The organism is Candidatus Poribacteria bacterium (assembly GCA_026702755.1).
Lineage (GTDB): Bacteria > Poribacteria > WGA-4E > WGA-4E > WGA-3G > WGA-3G.
On record JAPPBX010000096.1, the window covers coordinates 1 to 19,452 of the forward strand.

Annotated in this window: 16 protein-coding genes; 3 read left to right on the forward strand and 13 right to left on the reverse strand. The window is 46.5% G+C overall.

Annotated features, from left to right (window positions below):
- From OXH39_18925 to OXH39_18935, 3 genes are all read left to right on the forward strand, one after another.
- Nucleotides 1-277 (forward strand): hypothetical protein (locus OXH39_18925; protein ID MCY3552541.1); only part of this gene is annotated, 277 nt, incomplete at its 5' end.
- Nucleotides 278-446: 169 nt separating this feature from the next.
- Nucleotides 447-1,277, forward strand: coding sequence for a LamG domain-containing protein (locus tag OXH39_18930; GenBank protein ID MCY3552542.1), 831 nt, complete (start codon nucleotides 447-449; stop codon nucleotides 1,275-1,277).
- A gap of 50 nt (nucleotides 1,278-1,327) precedes the next feature.
- Nucleotides 1,328-2,158: a hypothetical protein gene (locus OXH39_18935; protein ID MCY3552543.1), complete on the forward strand. Its 831-nt coding sequence runs from the start codon at nucleotides 1,328-1,330 to the stop codon at nucleotides 2,156-2,158.
- Nucleotides 2,159-2,193: 35 nt separating this feature from the next.
- Here the strand turns inward: OXH39_18935 and OXH39_18940 are convergent, their stop codons facing one another.
- The 13 genes from OXH39_18940 to mnmG form a co-directional block, all read right to left on the reverse strand.
- Entirely contained in the window at nucleotides 2,194-6,000 is a 3,807-nt protein-coding gene (locus OXH39_18940) for a hypothetical protein (GenBank protein ID MCY3552544.1), read from the reverse strand.
- 214 nt (nucleotides 6,001-6,214) lie between these two features.
- Entirely contained in the window at nucleotides 6,215-7,297 is a 1,083-nt protein-coding gene (locus OXH39_18945; protein MCY3552545.1) for an NHL repeat-containing protein, read from the reverse strand.
- Entirely contained in the window at nucleotides 7,248-7,883 is a 636-nt protein-coding gene (locus OXH39_18950; GenBank protein ID MCY3552546.1) for a hypothetical protein, read from the reverse strand. The genes OXH39_18945 and OXH39_18950 overlap by 50 nt, the downstream gene beginning before the upstream one ends.
- A 45-nt stretch (nucleotides 7,884-7,928) precedes the next feature.
- Entirely contained in the window at nucleotides 7,929-8,978 is a 1,050-nt protein-coding gene (locus OXH39_18955; GenBank protein ID MCY3552547.1) for an ROK family protein, read from the reverse strand.
- Nucleotides 8,979-9,110: 132 nt separating this feature from the next.
- The gene (locus OXH39_18960) at nucleotides 9,111-10,337 is read right to left on the reverse strand and encodes a galactokinase (GenBank protein ID MCY3552548.1); all 1,227 of its coding nucleotides are present in this window, start codon (nucleotides 10,335-10,337) and stop codon (nucleotides 9,111-9,113) included.
- A 36-nt stretch (nucleotides 10,338-10,373) separates the two neighbouring features.
- Nucleotides 10,374-11,096, reverse strand: coding sequence for a hypothetical protein (locus OXH39_18965; GenBank protein ID MCY3552549.1), 723 nt, complete (start codon nucleotides 11,094-11,096; stop codon nucleotides 10,374-10,376).
- Between the two features lie 23 nt (nucleotides 11,097-11,119).
- Nucleotides 11,120-11,485, reverse strand: coding sequence for an STAS domain-containing protein (locus tag OXH39_18970; GenBank protein ID MCY3552550.1), 366 nt, complete (start codon nucleotides 11,483-11,485; stop codon nucleotides 11,120-11,122).
- Between the two features lie 226 nt (nucleotides 11,486-11,711).
- Nucleotides 11,712-12,410, reverse strand: coding sequence for an ATP-binding protein (locus OXH39_18975; protein ID MCY3552551.1), 699 nt, complete (start codon nucleotides 12,408-12,410; stop codon nucleotides 11,712-11,714).
- 187 nt (nucleotides 12,411-12,597) lie between these two features.
- Complete coding sequence (locus OXH39_18980) at nucleotides 12,598-13,842, reverse strand: SpoIIE family protein phosphatase (protein ID MCY3552552.1); 1,245 nt, start codon at nucleotides 13,840-13,842, stop codon at nucleotides 12,598-12,600.
- Nucleotides 13,835-16,234, reverse strand: coding sequence for an ATP-binding protein (locus OXH39_18985; GenBank protein ID MCY3552553.1), 2,400 nt, complete (start codon nucleotides 16,232-16,234; stop codon nucleotides 13,835-13,837). Before OXH39_18985 ends, OXH39_18980 begins: the two co-directional genes overlap by 8 nt.
- 78 nt (nucleotides 16,235-16,312) lie before the next feature.
- A complete protein-coding gene (locus tag OXH39_18990) occupies nucleotides 16,313-16,651 on the reverse strand; it encodes an STAS domain-containing protein (protein ID MCY3552554.1) in 339 nt (112 codons plus the stop codon).
- Between the two features lie 133 nt (nucleotides 16,652-16,784).
- Nucleotides 16,785-17,456: a 16S rRNA (guanine(527)-N(7))-methyltransferase RsmG gene (gene rsmG, locus OXH39_18995; GenBank protein ID MCY3552555.1), complete on the reverse strand. Its 672-nt coding sequence runs from the start codon at nucleotides 17,454-17,456 to the stop codon at nucleotides 16,785-16,787.
- Between the two features lie 16 nt (nucleotides 17,457-17,472).
- Nucleotides 17,473-19,350: a tRNA uridine-5-carboxymethylaminomethyl(34) synthesis enzyme MnmG gene (gene mnmG / locus OXH39_19000; GenBank protein ID MCY3552556.1), complete on the reverse strand. Its 1,878-nt coding sequence runs from the start codon at nucleotides 19,348-19,350 to the stop codon at nucleotides 17,473-17,475.
- Between the last annotated feature and the right edge of the window lie 102 nt (nucleotides 19,351-19,452).

Here is a 19,452-nt window from a genome sequence, read left to right on the forward strand (position 1 = left end):
TAAACGAGGTAGAGTGACATTTCGTAATTACCCTACACCGTTGGTGTTTTCTCCTGATGGCGCGATTCTCGTCAATGGAACGAGCAGCGGAATGATCCTGGTAAGGGATGTTGAAACGGGCGAGCAAATCGCTGCGCTTGATGGGCATACGCTGGAAGTGGAGACATTGAAGTTTTCTCCTGATGGGAAAACACTCGTCAGCACTGCCATGGATGGTACAATCTTCTTGTGGGATTGGGATGAAGTCTTCAAAGATGTATCCACAGTCAACAAGTAGCACCCAATCCAATAAGGGCGAGGGAACCTTGAAGAAATACCCAAGCAAAAATTCCCTGCGGGGAGGCGAGGATACAATCCTCGCCAGCAGCCGTGGCGTGTTTTGCTTGGGTGTTTCCCTGGCTCACTCTCCTAATTCCGCATGACTATAAGAGGTTAAACAAAACAGAATGAAACGATCAGTTCTCTACGCCTCACTCATCGCTCTGACGCTTATCACAAGCGGATATGCAATCGCAGATTTTGATAAAGGTCTTGTCGTTTACTTTACGTTCGACAACATCAAGGGTAAACGGATTCTCGATGAATCTGGCAATGGGCTTGATGCTGAAGTTGTCAAAGACACCAAATTTGTTAAGGGTAAATATGGAAACGGCATCCATATTACTAATGATACCGAAGATTGTGTGAATGTCCCTACCACTGATGAACTGGAAATCAGTGAAGAAATCACGATGATGGCATGGATATATCACGACGATTGGAAGGGGAGCTCTTCTCAGTGGTTTGATAAAGGGTGTTATAGTGCAAGATCCAATAGCCTGTATGGTATGGGAGTTTTTGATGAAAATGATGATCCAGATCTCGCATTCCTTCCCAATGGTTCAGGAATTGGGATTATTTTAGGGACGCGAGAATTTCACGTGCGAATGGCGGTAGAGAACAAAATGAGGAATGGAAAGTGGCATCATGTTGTCGGCGTATGTGAGGATCTCAACGTGAGAATGTACCTTGATGGTGAAAACATTCTTGAAAATGATGAGAAACCACCTTTTATTTTTAATGGCATAAACGAGGAAGATTTGCGGATCGGATGTGCCAAAGGTAAGTCTGAGTATGCGTTTGAGGGAGGTTCTATTGACGAAGTCGCGATATGGAATCGTGCGCTCAGTGAAACCGAAATCAGAGCTGTGATGCGCGGTGCCTTGTTCGCGGTTTCACCGAAGGATAAAGTCGCCACGACGTGGGGAAATATTAAACGGAAAGCACTTCAACCGTAGCGGAAACTATAATATAATCCAAGCAGCACCCAATTTGGAGTAGCCCCATTATGAGAAGTACATCCACATTTTTGAAGGCATTTTATAGACTTTTCACTGTTTTATGCATTTGTTCCATTTTCCTCTTTCTGGATTATTCTATCGAACCGGATCGAACCTTAGAACCGAAGGAGGCAGTAGCAGAGGAAACAACAGATGGGAATCTTGAAGTTACGAGAAAAGAATTGTACGAGCAGACGTTCAAAGCGTTGCAGCGACAGTTTCAATCCCCAATTTTAGATGAAGAGTTTGAGATCCTTCACCAGATTATTAGTACGAGTCCTATCTATCTGGATTTTCTCAGAGATGTTTATCCGAACGTGCCACATCAAAACTTTAAAACATTCGTTAAAGCATCTGTTGAGAATAGCCCACCAAACACCGAATTGTATAGGGGTGTGTTAAAGAAACACTTTGGGGAGGCTATGAAGGAAGAACTTATTATCATGCACCGTATGCACCAAGCCTTCCAGAGTGCGCGGATTCTAATCTATCATGGAGCAGATAAAACCACAGCGGAGGAAAAAATCCTTCTACCCGTTTTTCAGGAAGGGACAATTTTTGAATGGGGTATCAAACGTCTACAAGGAAATGATAAAATAATTGAGTCATTTGGTGAAGATTTTGATCGGTTGAGTTTAGATATCGAGCAAGCGAATATCGAAAAAATAAAGAAAGTCCTTAAGGATCGGCGTACTGAGCAACGTCCTGATGATGGGTTCATTTGGCTTATGCTAACGGAACCCGTTTTGATGGGAGAGGTCCTCGAAAGCTTTACCGACACCGAGGTATTTCTGAAATGGCTTAAAGGGGAATTTAAGGAACCTGAAATAAGGTTCTAAACGAGCTCCTGATAGGAAAACACTCCGATTCGCGATTAGAGCTCTGCACTGACTGTCATTTCTAAACGGTGTTCGGGTTTCCGCTGTTTTGTGGAGAGCAAGCGGTAATTGAGCCGAAACAGGAGATCGGTGAATTTTCGCAATCTGTAATCTGCTGTCGTACGGACTTCGTGACTGATGCCTTCGTAGAAGGTGTATTGCGCAAAAGGTATCCCGCCGCTGCTCTCGCCATAGCCGAGTTTGTAGTTGACATCAACACGTCCCTTGCCGATGAGGCTGTAGGTGATGCGGTTTTCAAACGAGAAAGTGCGCGTTTTCGCTTCAGGTTCCTCGTCAAGTTGTTCCTCATCAATGGTGCGTTTATATCCGCCAGTCCCACTCCATCTGATTGAATTGCTCAATTCATACCGGAGGCTCAATTCAGTCGTCTGTTCAAATTGGCGCAGGTCTGAGATGGGCATTGACGGCAATTCTGCCACGTTCTTCATAGATTCGGTTTCCCCCGCGAGTTCTTCAAATTGGAATTGACTATACTTCTCGGTTTCTCGGCGTTGTTCCCAGTTGGCACCGACAGATAAGCGTTGCGTTGGGTTCACGGAGAAACCGACATCCCAAGTGTTGTGCAGTCTGTGGCGTTCTTGGTTGTTAATTCGTCGGTTGAGGGTCTCACCCGCGCGAAGGTTAATCTCGAAATTGAACGCCGGTGAGGGTGAAAATTCGAGCCGATGGTGCTGATTCAACCGCCCGAAAAGCGTTTCTGAACCTTGTAGACTTTGGAGCAGATAGAGAGACACCGCATCCTCTACTTCCTGTTCTTCGGTCAGCCACAACCGCGTTTGACCTCTGAGAGCCTTCAGAAACCATTCTACGCGGCTTTCGGCTTTCGGCTTTCGGCTTTCAGTAGAAAAGGGATCTAATGAACCAGAGTCCTCTTGCTGACTGCCGACTGCTGATGGCTGACTGCTATTTCGCGTTGGACGTAAACTATCACGCTTCATCATCAGATCCCGTTGCTGCTGTTGTCTTGCTCGGTCGCGTCGTGCAAAAAACTGACGCGGTTGAAAACGCATTCGGAATTCTGCCTCCACTGCTGTTGTCGGTTTATCTCCGACATTTTGATAGATTTTGATGTAGGTGCCTTCTTCGGGATCCTCTACATAGTGCAAGTCGTCCAACTTCACGTAGTATCCTTCACCGGGTTGGAGCAGCACACCAGTGTGTGGATGGATGTCGGTATAAACTTCGCGCCGTTGACTTGTGAGTTTTTTGTCTAATTCATAGCTGATTTCTATATCAATCGCTCGGCTAAGTGGCGTGAGTTGGAGGTTGACATCCGCGAGTTGAGTTGTTGTATTTGCACCGAGATCGGTGTGTGCTTTCAACATCCGGCGTGCAAGGTTTGCAGTCAGATTCACTCCCCCGCCGAGCAAGGATTCTTGTTGCGATAAGATACCGATTTTCCAAGTCCGTGCAGTGGTACTCCGCTGCCAATCCGACAAACCGATAGGCATGTCATCCACGGTGAGCAACGGTTCTTTCGCAAACGCCTCCTCGAGTTCATAACTCGTGTTGAGAGATGCCCACTTGAACTCAGTCAAGTCAACACGTCCAGTTGCACGGTTCCGCTTTCGGTTGAGCGTGGCGTTACGCGCCTCGTTCGATTCCACTCGTCCCAATGTTCCTAAGATTCTGAACGGACCGAGCGGATACGAAAGATTACCTTCCTGCCGTGATTTCTGCAGCGACTCCGCCCTTGTTGAATCTTCACCTTCCGTCCGAGAATTACTCAGGTAGTTGTCCCAGCGGAGATTTGGTAATTTCTTCAATAACTCTGTTCCCGCAGATGTACGCTGTTCCGATGCGCCGGTATTCGTCTCTTGTCTGTCTCTGCGTGTGTTTGCTCGGATGCCGGTGAGGGGTGCGATTCCACCGCCTGAACGCCGATTGAAGTTGACACCCCAGTTGAAATTGTTGCGGATGGTTGCGTTTGCAACAGGGAAAGGTTCTGTCTCGTCTGTGGGTTCTGTCACCTCCTGAACGGTCTTTTCACGTTCCGGTTCTCTTTCTTCACTCCTACCGACACCAGCGTCAACCTCCAGCCAATCTATCGGAATCATCTGGATGTCAAAGTTCAGGGTCCTCTCGTCCTGAGGTGTTCGCGAAGGGCCTTCGAGATTGAGCAGAAATGCGTCATCGAAACCCTCTTTGGCGTATTGTGTTTCGTAACGGGAACGGGTGCGGTTGCTGCTTGAGGCACCGACAGGCACGAAGCCAGCATCCATTGACCGTATGTCGAGATTTGTGTGTAGGAGGGGCTTGTAACCCTGATTTCGTTTATCTGACCCTATTGGGAATTCCCAATCGGCATAACCGCTCAGTTTCCATGCCCGACTCACCTCTTTCCGATCAACAGTGGAATAGGTATTTTTGTCAAGATTACTGTAAGCGAGTTCACCTTGGATCCACGCTTGTTCAGTGAAATTCAGACGGCTCTCCAATCCCCATACAGTATGTTTTTGTGGTGCTATGAGGAGGGATCCCTCTCCCTCTAAATCAAGGATATTTTGGCGAAGTGCTTCCAACTCCTCATCGTTAAAATCGATTAAAGCCTGTTCTGGTTGATTTAGATCTGCTTCAACAGCATAAGATGCCCCGAAGGTTAAACGTTCACCGGGCAGTGCGAACACGCTGCTAAGTCCGTAAAGATTCTGTTGATACGCACGCTCTTCGGGGATGTATTCAAAATCGATCCGAATTACGTCGTTGCTTGTTATCAGATGTTTGCTGTTAAACTCAACAATCGGGTCCCCGTATTCGCGGATGATGTAATCGTTGTTTTCGCCGCGCCGCATCCTTTCGCCGTTCAACCAGACGATTTCACTCCCGGCTTTCACGATGACGTATTGTCCATCGACGGTGAGCCGATATTCGCTCCGTCCTTCCTCACCCTGCAGGACTAAACTTGTGGATTGCCCCTTCGGAATGGCACTCGGAATGAGGTGAAAGTCTACCGACTTGAAATCGCCTTCAACCTGTACACCCTCTAATGCACGTGGAAAGAAAATAAACTCTGATGGACCGAGAGATCCTTCAAAATCGCCTAAGGTACCCGTCATGTTGGGATGTGTGATACGAATCAGTTTCTGATCGATGTCTTGGATATTTTCGGTTGTTCCTTCGGGTTGGATCGGCAAATCTTGGTCGGAGAGCAGTGCAAGAACACTGATATTTTCAGAGACTTTACCCTCTACGTTGACGCGAAGTTCCTGGTTTTGCGTCACGCCGCGGTTGCTGCCGACTGAGATGCCAAATGTTTGGCTTCCAGACACTTCTAATTGGCTGTCGGTTGCCGGAAGCCGTCGATTGTCAGCAAGAACATCTGTTTGCTGTGGGGAACCGTCGGTTGTCAACTGACTGCTATCTTGTTGACTACCGCCTGCTGTCCCGTAGAGATCGCGTTTATAAACCTGTTTGATCGCGAAGGGCAGTGTTCGGTAAGTTATCTCTAATCTGTACGGACGATCTGTGGACGGTTCGGTCGTGGAATGACGCTCTTCTAAAGTGATTTTTCCCAAATAGAAATCGATCTGGTAATCGACACCTCGCACAAGTACTTTTCCACCCGTTTCCCTTATCTGTTCACTGTTTGGAAGAATTGGTGGATACTTCACCGTAAATTCTTGTGTTTCTGCTTTCAGTTCAAAGCGTTCGGCTTTCTGGAGGACCGAAAAGGTAGGAAGTTCAAGGACTTTTTCTGCATCGTCGGGAGGGTTTTGCGCTGTCCTTCCAAGACTGGGAGGTATACATAAACAGAACGCAAGGAGAAAAAGTAAAATACGCATTTTTTAATTTACCTTGCGGTTCGTTTAGGGAAATTTCGCAAGAACGTTCCTGCCCGTATATCCGGTTTCCCGGCGCGATGCTTGGGCTTACAATCTCTGGCCAAAGACGCTGTAGGGGTAGGTCTTGTGCCTACCTACCATCGGTGAGACTGGATTCTCTCATCAATTGTTATATGCCAGACGTGCATAATTGACCGCAAGGAAGAATAAAAAACTATTTTTTACGGAAAACTTGGAATACCTTTATGTCATTCGCTTCGGCATCGCTCACAAAGACACGTCCTGTTTTTGAGACGGCGATGCCTGCGGGGTCTAAGAGCGCAGCGGCACTGAATTCGGTGATGGTTTTACCATCAGGCGCAAAAACTTGAATACGTCGGTTGCCGCTGTCTGTTACATAAAGATAATTCCATTCGTCCAAGGTGATGCACTTCGGTTCCCGTAGTTGTCCAAGCGCGTCGCCTTCACCGCCCCATGTATTGATAGGGTTGCCACTGAAGTCGTATTTTTTAATGAGATGGTTCCCTGTATCAACGACATAAACGTTCCCGTGAGCATCAACGTCCAAGTCTGTTGGGTTCCAGAGTTGTTCCTTACCGCTCCCGAAGCTTCCGCGTGCGACAACGGGTACCCCTGCGACATTAAATTCAATCCAGCGATGATTGCCCGTATCAACAACGTAAACCTCGCCATTTCGTCCGATACCGATGCCTTCGGGTCGGTCCAATAGAATATCATCTACGCTTTCACTGAGTGGATAGAAAATACGGTCAACGAAATTGCAGTATTGTACGCGATTGTTACCCGTATCTGCTACATAGAGGCGGTAACTGCGTTGGAAACTCAGAGCGATGTCTGTTGGATGGTCAAATTCCCCTGTTTGCCACCCGCGACTTCCGAATTCCGTCATGAAATTCCCAGCATCGTCAATCACTTGCACCCGATTGTTACCAGCGTCGGCGATGTAAATCCTGTCCGCTTCGTCTATAGTGAGTCCCAATGGGGTCCGAAATTCGCCCGCCCCTTGTCCAGTTCTACCGAGTGTTTCAATATAACGGACACCCAATATAGGTGGCGCATTCCGTTCGCGGTTTGAGGGTAGAATTTCAACCGGCTGTGCGACTTCACTTTTGGGTAGACCGCAGCTCACACAGAACAGAAGAAAAAGACAACCGAGACTTCTAATAATGGCACTTTGGGCGGACTTCAGGAGTGATGTTTGAAATTTCACTTCATTGGGGGTTTGTTTAGCCTCGCTGTACCCTGAATTTGAAGACAAATGTCGTTTGCTGTTCATTAAAATCACTTGTGACTCTGGGAACAATGATTCGCAAGTTGCTGTAATTAATGCTTCGTTTACGGAAATAGAGGAAGAATCTCGTATGTTGGCCCGGCATTACTGTCGTTCGCTCAAGGTCTGCTCTGGGAAGAACCGCCGGGGTGCCTTGTACCCGAATAGTTTTGTCCCATCGAAACACTTCTGCCCCAAACTCAGGCGGCAGCTTGGGTCTGAAATTCTTTTTTAAGTAAAAGGATTCTTGGGACTTATCGATTGTCTTCGTAACGTTTCCGGTTCCATCCAACATCTGACAGTCCTCCTTTTTGAAGGAGATCCAGTGATTCGTCCGGTTATAAATGATAACACCGAACGCGTCAACTGCCTTCACATCGTTGAGTGGGACAACCATTGCTGTGATGCCGTTTTTGACATAGCCGACAGTGCCCGTCTGTGGCATAATGTGGGCATCTGGGTCGAACACGGGGACGATCATCTCTGGTTGGAAGGTGTCTTTGATAAAGTCAGGGACCTTTGAACAACTCAGCGAAATTAATGACAGACAAAGGACTGCTAAAATTTGTAACGGATTTATTTTATTTTTCATTTCTTTTCTCCATGGTAGATTGATGAGAAATCTGAGCATTACGTCTTACAATGCCGGTCCCTCACTTTCAAAGGCGAGCACCGCTGCACCTACAATGCCGGCATCATTTCCGAGGTGTGCCTTTACGATTTTCATTTGTGCTGGAATGTCCATGGCACGTTTGGCGAGTTCAGCGCGAATCGGTTCAAAAAGGAGTTTTTCACCGGCTTCCGCTATACCACCTCCGATGATTGCGATTTGTGGATTGAGAATATGCGCTATTGAAGTGAGCGCGATGCCGATATACCGTCCTGTTTCAGCAAAAATTTCCATTGCGAGTTGGTCCCCTGCTTGGGCTGCCTCCGCTATTTGCCGTGGTGTTAGTGATGTTCCGTCGCTGGCGAGGTTTGTAACCTCGCCGAGTAAAATCGTTTCTCGTCCTGTTTTGATTCTTTCCTCAGTGCGTTCAACGATATTTTTCGCGCCAGCATACGCCTCAAGACACCCCTGATTGCCACAGCCACAGTAACGCCCGTTGGGGTCAACGATCGTATGTCCGAGTTCGCCCGCAGTATTTTGACTTCCATGATAGAGTTGCCCATCAATGACAACACCTCCACCGACCCCTGTACCGAGCGTTAATGCGACAATGCTTTTGTATCCAACACCAGCACCGTGACGAAATTCCCCCAATGTCATCACGTTCACGTCGTTATCCATACCCTTTAATATGAGTTTGTAGTTCTTGATTTGTGAGTTACGCTTTACAGCATTCTTCGGGATACTCAACTTCGCCAGTTCTGCGTTCACATAATCCACAAGTGGTATGTCACTCCAGCCGGGGAAGTTAGGAGAAAAATGGACAACACCTGTTTCAGCGATGATAAGTCCGGGTGCTCCTAATCCGATCCAAATCTCACTTGTGTCCCGGTGATTTTCAGGTGCTTTCACAATCACCTGACGAACGGCTTCCGCGATTCGAGCCGCTACGAATTTAGGACCACCTACTTCAACATCTGTAGGAAGAATGACGCGGCAAGAAATATCGCCTACCGATGAGACTAATCCTGCCTTGATGTCTGTTCCGCCGAGGTCAACGCCGATGCTGTATTTCATTTTTTTAATAGTTATCAGTTGTCAGTTTTAACCATCAACTCGCGCCTTAGCAAAAGTATCTGTAGACGAGTTGATGGTTAAAGTCAAGAAATGGCTTAGATAAGTCAGATACCTCTTTAACCGATAACCAGATTATTCCCAAAAAACTTGTGCACCGCCACTGACATTGCAGAGATAAATTTCGGGTTCAATGCCGGTCTGTTTGTGGTATTCCTTCGTCACGAGCGTTCGGAACGTTTCTAAAGCGTCTTCGTGAACGATGCTGACTGTACATCCGCCGAAACCAGCCCCCGTCATTCGGCTGCCGATCACGCCTTCGATGCTGCGTGCAAGGTCAGTAAGCAGATCTAACTCTACGCAACTAACTTCGTAATCGTCCCGCAATCCTTTGTGTGATACGTTCATGAGTCTACCGAATTGTCCAAGCGATTCGTCTGTTCGCGTCTTAAGCGCGAAGACAGCATCAAGAACACGCGCGTTCTCCTCAATCACATACCGACACCTCTTTTGTGTTAACGCCGGAAGTTCATCTTCATATTTTTTGAAATCTGCTAACGAAATATCGCGAAGTGAGGAGATACCGGGTAACCACTGTTCGAGGATGTCAACACCTCTTTCGCATTCTGCACGTCGCTTATTATATTCAGAAGCAGCGAGCTCGCGTTTTACTTTCGTGTTGCAAATGGCAATATGATGCGCTTTCAAATTGAGGGGGATATGCTCGTGTTCAAGCGAGCGGCAGTCGAGGAAAAGTGCTTGATCCTCCCGCCCCAGCAGGGAGATGGTCTGGTCCATGATACCGCAATTAACACCGGCAAATTCGTGTTCTACCTGTTGGCATAACGCGGCGAGTTCTTTGTTATCAATCTTTGGTTTTGACGGATTTTCCAGTGATGAGGTTTCAGAACTGGCGGTTAAAAAAGTGAGCGCAGCTGAGACTGAAAGTGCTGCCGAAGAACTCAAGCCTGCACCAATCGGCACATCGCCTGTAATGACGGCATCTATACCGGATATTTTTTTCCCAGATGCTTGTAGGAGGGACGCGACCCCCAAGAGGTAATGACTCCATGCTGGTGCCTGTTCAGTAGACGGAGGGCTGCTAAGGTTGAATTCGTAAGAATCTTTGACATCCAAGGCGTGTAACCTGACATATCTATCAGATCGTTGACGTGCGGCGATATTGAGATACTTATCAATCGCGACTGGAAACACATAACCGTCATTGTAATCCGTGTGCTCACCGATGAGGTTTACTCTGCCCGGGGCTGATGCGGTGAATGTGGATGGACCACCGAAGATTTCTTCAAATTTCTGCGCAGCGAAGGAGATGCGATTCTCAACCGTTTTGGTTGTTATCATGACAATATCCTTTGTGGAAGGTGTGGTTCCCGCGAGTTATACTGAAAAAAATTTCAGAAATAATCCGAGCGTACTCGGCAGCTCTTCACGAGGGACATAGCAATCAACACTTATGTTAGGCACTACGTCAGTTTCTGATGTCGGTGTCTGCGTCAGCAGTTGTTCTTCCGGTGCGTGCAGTGCGGGTTGTAAATTCGGTGGTGCTGTCTTTTTAGTGGGTGCTGTGCCCTCTGCGATAATTAATTCGCCGACGGGGAGATGCGTAGCGAGTGGATACACCTCTGTTTCAGTTAAAACAGTGATGTGGGGAAGTGAGGCCTCCGCTAACCGCTCCATCTGCATTGTCAAGTAGGTGATTTCTGTCAGAGCTGGTCGCGACCCGTTTGGTTGGCACGCGATAATTGTAATCAATGGTATCTGTTTTTGCAAGGCATTTTCAAGTGCTGTGAGAAAAAAAGAAATATCAATCTCAGTAGGGAGTACATCCATATCTGCGATGAATAGACAAGTCGGATGCTCTGAAATCATCCCTTCGGCAATGAGCCCCGTGTTCTCGGTAACTCTGACTTCCGCGGTTGTTAGATCGTCTAACAGGAACTCAAGCCGTTTTTCAGCAAGTAGTGGGAACAGTGCCCCGCAGTATGAACAGATATATAGGTTACGTTCGAGTTCACTCCTAAAAGCGAACTCTTGACACTGGGTACATTTGTGCCACAGACTAACGCTCTGTTCAGTGTCCTTAGAGATACGCGTTTCCATGTTTTTATCCTGGTGCGAAACATTTAAGCCTTCATAATTCCGGCTATCGCTTCTGCTTCTGTATTATAGCAGTCAAAAATTGTCATCAACTTTGCCATGACAATTAGACTTCTGACGTTGCCACCGAGGTTCAAGAGTACAACGTTTCCTCCACCCCGTCGGATAGCAGTATGAGAAGCGACAAGTGCGCCTAAGCCGGAGCTGTCCATCATCTGGACCCGCTCCATATTTAGAATTAAATTGAGTTTCTCCGCGTGCTCATCTTCACTATCTATTACTTGAATTTGTTGATCAATGATGGTTTTGAGAGCTAAGGCATCTGCCCCAATAATTCTTCCCTCAATATCCAGAATTGTAATACTGCCTTTGTGTCGAAGGTTGACTTGCATAGAAGTTCCTTGAAGATTGAATATACGCCCAAACCTGAAGTATAATTTCGACTTTCGGGCCCCTAAATATTTCCTATGAAGTAGGTTCGGCGATTTTCTAATACGAATAGTTGTCAGTTAATAGTTTTCAGTTTGCCTCACAGTGAGAGTTAAACACTTGGGGCGGTCACTTTTATTGTTACTGCCACAAGACGCCTCTTAACTGATAACTGAGTACTGAGTACGATTATGCGGTTTCCTTATATTTAACCATTTTGATGATGGTACCATTGGCTTCATAGGTTACAGAGTCCATACAGGCTTCCATCAAAAATAAACCTCTACCACTACTTTTGAGCAGGTTCTCTGGATCAAGCGGATCGGCGACTTCTTTGCGTGTAAACCCGACCCCTTCGTCTTTAATAAGGATCGCCAGTTTATCCTCAGCAAGCGTGAATTCGAGGGTCGCTTTTTTGTTCGGATCCTCTTTGTTGCCGTGTTTGATCGCGTTTGTACCCGCTTCAATGACAGCAAGATTAATCTGCTCTTGTATGTCCTCGGTAAAATCTGTCTCTTTCAAAATCTCCGTGACAACAACGTCAAGTAGGTAAACATGTTGCATTGAACTTGGAAGCGTAAGCGTGATGACGTGTTCAGTTTCAGTATCTTTAGGGGTAAATCCTCCGCCTTCGTCCTCGGTGTCAATGGTTAGTTTATCCTCGGCGAGAATTAACTGAAAAGCAATTTTTCTGCCCGGATCCTCTTCGTTGCCATGCTTGGTTGCGTTTGTACCCGCTTCAATGACAGCAAGATTAATCTGCTCTTGTATGTCCTCGGTAAAATCTGTCTCTTTCAAAATCTCCGTGACAATAACCTTGAGCAGACCAACATGTTGCATTGAACTTGGGAGAGAAAGTGTAATAATCTGTTTAGTTCTCTCACCCACGTTTGAAACTCCTTCTTTGGGTTCCCATTGGATATTTTCCAAAGGAAACCCCTACAAGACGGGGTTTGGGAATGATCCCGCCTTTCGTTATTTTTGCCAAGTTTTGGCATTGTTAAGATTCATTATGCCAAAAATACATTATACGGTAGGGGGCGAGGGGACCTCGCCCCCTACCGTCCGTCCTGATTTAAGTGTCTCGTTTGATAATGATTAATGCTCTGTCGTCATGAGGTGTTGTGCTTCCACTAAACACTGCTAAATCGTCAACGACCGCTTCACATAACGCGGATGCTGGCAATGCGGCATTTTTGGAAAGGCAGTCGGCGAGCCTGTCTCCACCGTAAAACATATCCATCGGTATCACATCTTGGAACGCGTCATCTTGTGTTGACTTTGTAGCCTCTCCCTGATTTTCACCGGAAACTGCGCTATCGCTGGCAGCTGTTTCAGTAATACCGTCGGTATAAAAAAGGAGGGCATCGCCCGGAGATAACGAACAGGTCTCGCTGGCAAATGTTGCTTCTTCAAACGCGCCTATCAACATGCCCCCCGTTTTTAGGAGTGTTATCTCTTGCGTATTCTTCTGATGAAATGGATAGCAGTGTCCTCCATTTGAATATGTGAAAGTTGAACTCGTTATGTCCAATATACCGTAAATCATTGTTGCGAACAGATCTGCCTCGGTGTCCCGCACCACTAAATCATTAATTCGTTTGAGGATCAACGCGGGGGTCTCTTCCTCATGACAGAGTAAACGGAGTGCTGTCCGAATCATTACCATTAAGAGTGCTGCCGGAATGCCGTTACCCTTTACATCCCCAAGAACGATCCCCATCCGTGTTTCGCTCAACGGAATGAAATCATAGAAATCGCCAGAGACAGATGTTGAACTTTGAAGTAGGGTTGCAATGTCGAATCCTTTAAGAGTTGGTGCCTGTTCTGGTAATAATTTTTTTTGAATAGCAGCGGCGGCTTGAAGATGCCCCGCGAGTCGTTGTACCCCTTCTTCACTGAACCCGTCCCCCATTGCATGCATTAATGGGTTGATGTATTTGATGGGTCGGGTTCTACCTAAAACTGCTTCGACCCGCGCCGTTACTTCACGGAGATCGAAAGGTTTCGTGATATAATCGTCTGCGCCGGTATCCAAACCGCGGACTTTATCCTCCGTCTGTCCACGGGCAGTGAGCAAAATGACTGGCACGTTTTTTGTGTGTTCCGTCTCCTTCAATTCCTCAATGACTTGGAGACCGTCTTTATGTGGCATCATTACATCAAGAAGGATAAGATCCGGCGGATCCATATATGCGCTTTGCACTGCACTCTCACCGTCATTTGCAGTCCGGACGTTGTAGCCCTCCGGTTCGAGATTCATCTTTAGCAATTCGAGGATATCAAGATCGTCATCGACAACCAAAATCGTTTCAGCCATTTTTCCCCTTTTCCAACGGGATGAAAAACTGGAAGTTGGACCCTATTCCATTATCGCCAGCATCCACCCATAAGCGTCCACCGTGTGCTTCAACGATGCCAGCGGCGATTGAAAGCCCTAAGCCAGTACCTCCGTATGGTTGTCGAGTCTGAACACTCCCAAGTTGTTGGAATTTATCAAAAACCTTTTCCCTCTCTTCAGTGGGGATCCCGGGTCCTGTGTCAACGACTTCAACGTGGACCCCTTCGGTAAGGCTCCCGTTCTGCTGAGCTTTTGATATTCGGACCGTCACCTTTCCATTATCTGGTGTAAATTTGATAGCATTTCCGATGAGGTTAACAAAAATTTGCCCAATTCGATCTGCGTCCGCAATCATTGATGGTAGATTAGATTGTGCCTTCAAGAATAGAGAGATGGCTTTCTCGTCTGCTTGTGGACGAAGTTCCTCAATTCTGCGTTCGGCTACCCAGTCTATTTTTACGTGCTCCTGCTTCAGTTCAATACGTCCCGCTTCAATCCGGGAAACATCAAGTAGATCATTAATAAGGGCGGCGAGTCGTTTCGACTGGCGATGCGCTCGACTCAGACTTTCGTGTTGTTTCTGATTAATTTTGCCAGTTTTCCCATCAAGTATTAGCGAAATAAATCCGATGATGGAGGTCAGCGGTGTTCGCAATTCGTGCGAAACAAGGGAAACGAACTCCGACTTCATTTGTTCTATTTCGTGTTCATTCGTGATGTCATCAAAAACATAAACAGTGCCAGCAACGTTATTGTGTTCATCAGGGAAATGACTTGATATAATGCGAAGAACTCGGGAACTGTCACCGTTTGATTGATTCCCGTTGACGTTCACCTCAGCAATCATCGTTTGATGTTGTGACACTTCACGTTGAGAGGAAGACAAAATTTTCGTATCAACCGTTCTTGTCTCTGTTTTTGTGCCCTCGACACCTTCTGATGTTTTCCTCCAATTGATTACACCTGCCCCTGTGTCAATGACGATAAAGTTCTCGTAATCAGCAGTATTTCCGAGATTCAGAAGACGTTCAGCCACAGGATTGACGTACAGGACCCGTCCAGTAGGTTCAACAACAATCAGACCTTCCCCGAGGTTGTCTACGATAGCAGTAAGTTTCCTTTCTTCCTGTGTGAGCTGATCGACCGCGGTTTTCAGATTCCGACGCATCTCATTGAATTCTTTGGCGAGGACACCGACTTCGTCATCACTGTCAACGGTAATTTCGCTGTCGAATTCGCCTTGCCCAACGTTACGTGCTGCTTGTGCAACTTTCAGGATCGGTGTCGCTATCCGCTGTGCCGCCCACCACGCAATTAGTATAACGATACAACTTGACGCAATGGTAACATAAAAAATATATCTGTTCAATCTGACAACACCAGCGTAAGCGGAGGAAATAGGACGCGAAGTAAAAACTATCCAGTTGCTAAAATTTTGTTGAACCTTCCAAGGTTCTGTATTTAAAGGTTGTGTCCGTGCCCAGCCATAGATGCGCGGTTCAGCGAATGCATCGGTCTCACCTTCCGGTTCATAACCGTAAAACTTTCCATCAACGCCCTTTTTTCCCTCAATAATTGCCTCCTCTACAGCGTTGCTCATCTCTATATAACTGTCTACTTGATACCCACTTTGTGGTGAGCTGGCAACTATCTTGCCAGATTCGTTTGTTAAAATCGTGTATGTTTCAGCCAATTCCGGTTGTGATTCAACTAAACTGGTGAGTTCGGGCAGAAATAGAAACGTTCTCAGCACACCCACCGTGTTATTTTTTTCTTCATTAACAACTGGCAATGCAATTGGAAGAAGATGCACGCCTCGCGTTTTATCATAGATGACATCTTCCACAAATGGGTAACCTATGCCATTGTTATAGGCTCTTTGCCACCAATACCTGTCTTGCACTTGGTGTGGGAGCATTTTTGTTGCGTCGTAATCCAGTCGTTGGTTATTCGAGCGAAGGACATACCCGAAGGCGTTGGTAATGGTTACTTCGGTTTTATAGCCTGCATACGTTTCAAGCAGACGGATGCTATCTTCGAGCCGTTCCCATGCGCTGAGAAATACGATCTGTTTGTCATTAGCAGTATTCGAATACACAACTGCTGATTGAATGTTTGGAAGTTCTCCCTGTATCTTTGTAATTTTTTCGGAGATGGCGTTGTCTGCACGGGCAAGTTTTTCTTGTGCAAGAAGAACGAGGTTTTCGCCAACGGTCTCTTTTAGCGCATTTTCACCTAAAAACTTGATGGTTAATGAAACGACAAACAACGGCATCAGGGCGACTAACAGAAATAGAACCACCTGTTGACCGCGTAAACCCACCTTAAACCGAGAGTGCTTCGTAGGATTTTTATCTTTTATGTTCGCCACGGTAGTTTACCGGCGCGTTTTCTATCTAATACCGAGAGTCATCAAGCAACACGCTACGTGTTGTCTTGAATCAAGTCTCTATGTGAAAGCGGCGCACGCGCCTTCCTCCGTATCATAAATCTCAATGACGGTGTTGAGCTGCGTTACCTCCAAAACTTCCCTAACGGCTTTCTGTGGGTTGAGTAGAACCAACTTTCCACCTGATTGCTGACAGGACTTCAAAGTGATCACGATTGCGCCTAATGCGCTGCTATCGATTAATGGAACGTTCATTAGATTAACCACTAACTTATCACGTCCAGTTTGAAGTTGCTCATTCATTTCTCTGCGAAACACATCTGCCGCATTTCCAAGAATTTTCCCTTCCACGTGAAGAATGGAAATATTTTCTCCCCCAATCGTTGTCTCGAAATTCATAGTATTTTCCTTAGTATTTTTAGTCAGCGTTTTGTATTTTTTATGATTTCGCCTTGAATCACTGTAATATGAGATACTATTGTAATTCCTGTGGAACGTGCTAAACATAAAAAAAATCACAGTGAATTCTGTTCTATAGCTTGACGCGACGCATCACAATATAACTCCGATCGAACTTTGGGTTTTGGAGGACATTTTCAATTGTTCCGCCGAGTGCCCTAAGACACGTAGCACTTTCGTCAATTTCAGATTTGATTGTTTCTTCACCAGACTTATACGCTACCCACTTTCCGGTCGGTTTCAGCAAAGGCATGCAATACACTGCCGAGTCCCGAATCGCTGCGACATAACGGGTAAATACCCAATCGTACGTTCCAATATGTTCCTGCTGTTGCGAACAGACTTCCGCACGTTCCGCGAGGATTTCAACGCTGGCTCTTCGGTGCAGGTCCAATTGCGGAACCAGAAATTTTAGAAAACCCACCTTCTTTTTCGACGATTCAACCAGCGTTAAGCGTATGTCAGGGATGTAAATTTTCAACGCAATCCCTGGGAATCCGGCACCTGTTCCAATATCAATCACGGAATCGTCTGTCTTTAGTGAGATGTGTTCCAAGACGCTCAGCGAATCAAGAAAATGTTTATGAATAATTTCGTCATTATCTGTGATCGCTGTCAGGTTAATGTGTTCATTCCACCGCAGCAGCTCGGTACGATATCGGTCAAATTGTGCTACCTGATGTGCTGTTAATGGAAATCCGTAATGATTGAATGTCTCTTTTAAATGTTGCTCGTACTTCACCACTTGCTATGCACCCAGATTACTGTGCGTTGTGTTGATGAAGGATAACCGTCAAAATTGAGATGTCTGCTGGCGAAACACCGGGCAAACGCGATGCTTGCCCAATAGAGGCGGGCCGAATCTTCGCAAGTTTCTCGCGCGCTTCTGTCTTTAATCCGTGAACATCGGTGTAATCAAACGTATCCGGAATTCGGAAATTTTCCAATTTTTTGAATTGGTGGATCTGTCGCTGTTGTCGTTGAATGTATCCATCATATTTAATCTGAATTTCCACCTGTTCTGCCACGACTGGTGACAGAATTTCAGAGGACGGCGCAATCTGGCTTATCTGCTCGTAACGAAGTTCAGGACGCTTTAGAAGCTCCGCCAACGATGTCGGTTGCTTTAGTTCACCTGTCTCGCGGATGCCCGCCAAGTTATTCAAAGTCGCAGTGTTTGGGTTAAGACGTGTGTCTTGCAACCGTTTCAATTCTGTCTGAATGTCCTCTACTTTCTTTTCAAACCGGTGATATGTATTATCATCAACCAGTCCGATCTGTCTACCAATTTCGGTGAGTCGCAGATCCGCGTTGTCCTCTCGCAGTGTTAACCTGTATTCAGCACGCGATGTGAACATACGGTAAGGTTCACGGATGTCCAAACTAACGAGATCATCGATAAGGACTGCTATATAGGCTTGTGATCTGTCAAGAATAAGTGGTTGTTCATCTTTGACCTTTAAGGCAGCGTTAATTCCCGCCATAAGTCCTTGTGCAGCGGCTTCCTCGTACCCCGTGGTGCCATTGAGTTGTCCAGCAAAATAGAGTCCCGGTACCTGTTTGGTCTCAAGCGTCGGTTTTAATTGCGTTGCTGGTGCGAAATCGTATTCTACTGCATATCCGAAGCGCATGATCTCAGCATTTTCCAACCCTTTGATGCTATGTACCATCTCCACCTGCACGTCTTCGGGTAAACTTGCGGAGATGCCGTTGAGGTAAATCTCATCAGTATCTCGTCCCTCTGGCTCCACAAAGACTTGATGCTCTGTTTTTTCTTCAAACCGGACGACCTTATCCTCGATTGAAGGGCAGTAACGGGGACCGATGCCGACAATGCGACCGCTATACATCGCGGATCGGTGAAGATTCTCGCGGATGACATCGTGTGTTTTTTCATTTGTGTAAGTTAGATAACAGGGGAGTTGCGGTTGCGTAATTCGTTCGGTTGAGAATGAAAAAGGGAGAGGATTCTCATCACCCGGCTGGATCTCCATCTGGTTGAAGTCAACCGTCTGGGCATTGACACGCGGCGGCGTGCCGGTTTTGAGTCTGCCGATCTCAAATCCAAGGCTCAAAAAACTTTCTGAGAGTTTCTCTGCGGAAGATTCACCCGCCCTACCCGCACTATATGAGACATCCCCGATGTGAATTATACCTTTCAGGAAGGTACCGGTGGTCAGAATCACAGTCTGCGCGAAATAAGCGGTTTTCGTCTGGCTGAGGATTCCAATGCATTGCCCGTTTTCCACGAGCAGCTCTTCAACCAACACCTGTTTGATGTCAAGCCGTTGTTGTGCTTCAAGGACTCGTTTCATCTCGTCTTGATACGCTTTTTTGTCGGCTTGCGCGCGACTTGAGCGAACTGCTGGTCCCTTTTTAGTATTCAAACGTCGGAATTGGATCCCAGTTTTATCAATGTTTTTTGCCATCTCACCGCCAAGCGCGTCTATCTCTTTAACGAGATGCCCCTTGGCAAGTCCACCAATCGCGGGGTTGCAGGACATCTTTGCGATGGTATCCAGATTGATAGTGACGATGAGCGTTTCGCAGCCCATTCGTGCGGCAGCAAGTGCGGCTTCGCAACCTGCGTGTCCTGCACCAACTACGATAACGTCATAATGTTTGTTATAGGTGTTCATCTTTTTTAGTGGCTTTCAGCAATCGGTTTGCTTCGCAGTGAGAACTATCAGTTAAGAGAATTTTTGTGGCAGTGAAAACATTTGCGATCGCCACAAGTATTA